The organism is Alkalibacterium sp. m-11, from assembly GCF_054658155.1.
This window is the reverse complement of sequence record NZ_BAAGIR010000337.1, coordinates 1-599: the sequence shown is the minus strand read 5'-3', so window position 1 is coordinate 599 and position 599 is coordinate 1. Positions and strand designations below refer to the sequence as shown.

1 protein-coding gene is annotated in these 599 nt (G+C 38.6%); it reads left to right on the top strand.

All coding sequences use genetic code 11. The features are described from left to right. Positions 1-105 precede the first annotated feature (105 nt). On the top strand, positions 106-599 hold a 494-nt coding region (locus ACYQ2O_RS12695), incomplete at its 3' end, for a UPF0236 family transposase-like protein (RefSeq protein WP_459796768.1).

Sequence of the window (599 nt, the reverse complement as noted above, 5' to 3'; positions counted from 1 at the left end):
CTATGTGTAAAATTAATGTCGGAAGAGGGGAAATTCGACCTAGACAAAAAGAAAGAAGACCCTTAATCTAGAGATAACGACAACGCTAGAGAAAGAGGTCTTCTTATGAATCAAATTATATCAGAAATCATCACAACTTTAAAGGATTCTTCTTCCCTTTTAGAAGCAGAATTAGCCTTAGAAACGGTTTTTCAACGTATCACTCAACAGTTACTCAGTGCCGCTATTAAACAGATTGATTTAGAATTACTTCATGATTACAAAGAACAAGGATATGAGATTGACAGTGTGCCTGACCGTACGCTTCAATTTACATTCGGAACCGTTGAATTTGAACGCCACCGTATGCGAAAAGAAGGCGAAAAAAGTGTGATTCCTTTTGATAAAGCCGTCGGCTTAAAGCCTAGAATCCGTAATTCTCCTCTTGTAGAGATGAAAGCAGCTCAAATAGCTTCAGATGGAACGTACCGCAAAGCAGAAGAAGCTATTAATCTTCTTACATCTTTTTCGCTGAGTCATACGACCATTCATACTATCACTCAAAAAGTCGGTGAAACCATTCAAGAATGGACAGAAACAGCACCTCTTCAAGACGAGAC